At 47.9% G+C, this 3,113-nt stretch carries 3 protein-coding genes; all 3 read right to left on the bottom strand.

Translation table 11 applies throughout. From position 1 onward, the window contains the following. Positions 1–208 (bottom strand): hypothetical protein (locus ENI34_07050; GenBank protein HEC78885.1); only part of this gene is annotated, 208 nt, incomplete at its 3' end. A 24-nt stretch (positions 209–232) separates the two neighbouring features. Then, positions 233–1,519 carry a phosphopyruvate hydratase gene (locus ENI34_07055; GenBank protein HEC78886.1) on the bottom strand — a complete coding sequence of 429 codons (1,287 nt, stop codon included), beginning with the start codon at positions 1,517–1,519 and terminating at the stop codon, positions 233–235. A 69-nt stretch (positions 1,520–1,588) separates the two neighbouring features. Continuing rightward, the coding region (locus ENI34_07060; protein HEC78887.1) for a hypothetical protein at positions 1,589–3,113 on the bottom strand (1,525 nt) is incomplete at its 5' end.

Below are 3,113 nucleotides of genomic sequence, written 5' to 3' on the forward strand. Positions count from 1 at the left end.
TCTCCTTCAATTTATCGGCGCCTTTTTTCAAAATGCCCTCGAGTATTGAAATAGCTTTCTGAATCTTATCCTGTGCCTCCAGAAGGCACGAAAGATACGCCTCAACAACCTGGAAAGAAGGCATCTTCTCCAGATTTTCAAAGAACAACTGACCATAAGGTTTACAAAACGGACCTTTATCCAGATCTTCCATATTATCCAGCACCATAAAACCTCCTCTTTGGCAGCGGTGTTATGAACGACTCCAGAATTCTTTACTTGGATGTATCGCGGCGCCTTTCAGATCATCTTCTATTCTCAAAAGCTGATTGTATTTTTCCACTCGTTCACCACGACACGGCGCTCCGGTCTTCAATGCCCCGGTTCCCATGGCGACCGTAAAGTCCGCGATGAAAGAATCGACGGTCTCACCGCTGCGATGGGATACAACGACACCCCACTTGACCCGCTGAGCCATATGGACTGCAGCTATCGTTTCAGTGACCGTACCGATCTGGTTCGGTTTTATCAAAACCGCATTGGCGACATTCTCTTTGATTCCCTTCTCTATCCGTTCCACATTCGTCACAAAAATATCGTCTCCGACGAGCATGACCCTGTGACCGAGCCTCTTGTTCAATAATTTCCATCCTTTCCAGTCATCTTCTGCAAGTCCGTCCTCGATGGAAACAATCGGATACTTATCGACCAGGCTGCAATATCTCTCAATAAGTTCCTCTGCATTCAACTCTTTGTTTTCGATCCGTAGTTTATATTTACCGTTTTCATAAAAAGCGCTCGCCGCAACATCCAGGGCGATTCCAATATCTTCGCCGGGCCGATAACCGCCCTTTTCAATCGCCTCCACGATATAATCTAAGGGTTCCTGATTCGAAGCGATCTTCGGTACAAAACCACCTTCATCAGCAACCGCAATCCGTAAGCCCCTGTTCAATAATATCTTTTTCAGGGCATGATATGTCTCGCTGCCCCAGCGGAGTGCCTCTTTAAAAGAACCTGCACCATACGGCACAATCATATATTCCTGAAAATCCGGTCCCTGGAGGAGTGTATGGATACCTCCGTTGATGATGTTCATCATCGGAACCGGCATCAATACAGCATAAGGACCACCCAGATATTTGTACAGGGGAATACCGAGTTCCGCCGCCGCGGTCCGTGCAATCGCCAGGGAAACACCGCACAGGGCGTTCGCGCCGAGCCGCTTCTTGTTCGGCGTTCCGTCAAGTTCGATCAAGAGCCGATCCAGATTGGGCTGTTCAATAACATCTTTACCTATTAAGGCGGGACCGATGATTTTGTTGACATTTTCAACCGCCTGTAGCACACCTTTACCTCCGTATCTTCGGGAGCCGCTGTCGCGCAGCTCAACCGCTTCATATTTTCCTGTAGAAGCACCCGATGGCACGGAAGCACTCCTTTTCTTTCCCGACTGCAATTCAATCTCGACCTCGATAGTCGGATTACCCCGGGAATCCAATATTTCCCGTCCTACAACATTTTTTATTCTTCTGCTCATATTACACTTCCTCCTTTGATATAAAACCAGATAATATTATAAAGAAATTCTATGGGTTTTCAATAGATATTATTTGAATATCTCTACGTCGTAAATGGATATCTGCGTCCGCAGGGTTTCATAAAGTTTCCTGCCCTGCTGCTTCAATTTTTTCTCGACCGCCTGCAAGCCCTGGACCAATTCACTGAGAGACAATTCCGTCTTAAGTGATTCCCAGCTGAGCTTTCCATCAGAGCTCATCTTCCCAAGGGAAGCACTGTCGACGATTCCGGTAAGCACCTCTGCCCCGCCGTTTGCGGCTATCGTCTTAGCCATCACCTCTTTCATCTCCTCCCTCAACAACTCCCAGAGGTCCCTTCCCTGAACATGGGCGATAAGCCGGGCGATCGCCAGAGACACAGTAAGCACTGCATTCATCCCGAGATTCGCCTTTCTCTGTAAAACTTCAATGATCTTTTCACGGCTGTCGTCTTTTGATATCTTCTTTCGCATCAAGGCAGCCTTGCCTTCGAGCAACAACAACTTTTTATCGACATCTGCAATGTTCTTCAGCTCGGACATCTTTCTACCGATGAATTCGGGTGCAATGATATTGACGACATTGTCGACGGCGTTTTTGCATCCTTTACCTTTATAACGCTGAGCCTTCAACCAGAGTTCAGTCAGATCAGGATCATCCTTTTCTTTAATATCTTCTTCGGTTATCTCCTTTTTAAATCTGTAAGTCCTGTCAGGCTGTTCCACAAACATCTCCTGATATCGGGCGACCAGAGGTGAATCCTCTATGATGCTGTCGACTAAGTGAATCGCCTCATCAACACCCGCCGAGGTTCCCAGGGGAGTCGCACCGGTGAATCTCAATAACTTTCTGTATCTTTTACTTCCCTTCAAGCCGACATAGACCTCAACCCCGACCGTAGGGATACCGGCGTTCGTCGGTTCCTCATAAGCGATGATCTCGGTAATAACCAGCTTGTCGATAAAATCGCCGAGTTCCACCCGGGGTTCTTCTTTGAATGCAGTCCTGCTGAGTTTTATCATATCCTTCATCACCTTGGTGACCGCTCCGTATTTAAAGAGTCTCTCAGTATTCGCACCGCCGCCGGTCTTCAAACCCAGGGCGTTTGCAGCAAGGGCGATCTGCGCCTCCATATCGTCGTTGGGCGACTTGGAACGGTGGGAGACCACGATATCAAGCCCTTTACCGAACGCCACGAGGACGGCGAGTACTGTCTCGGATAAAGTACCGATCTGATTGGCTTTGATCAATGCGGTGTTTATCAATTTCTGATCCGCACACTCCTCGATCGTGGAATCCTTTGTCGTAACGAGATCATCACCAATGATAAAGATCTTATCACCCAGTTCCGCCATCAGCCGACGCCAGCCTTCGTAGTCATCCTCGGCAAAAGCATCTTCAATGGAAATGATCGGAATTTCTTCGACCGCCTTCTTGTACAACTCAAGAAGTTGAGCCCGCGACGCCACGACTTTCTCTTCACCCCGCCAGAAATAGTAATTGCCGATGCTCTCTTCTTCTTTAAACTCCTTTCTATAGGCGTTACTCAATTCACTCAACGCAGGATCGAATGCA

The organism is candidate division WOR-3 bacterium (assembly GCA_011052815.1).
Classification (GTDB): Bacteria; Hydrothermota; Tepidihabitantia; order SM23-42; family SM23-42; genus DRIG01.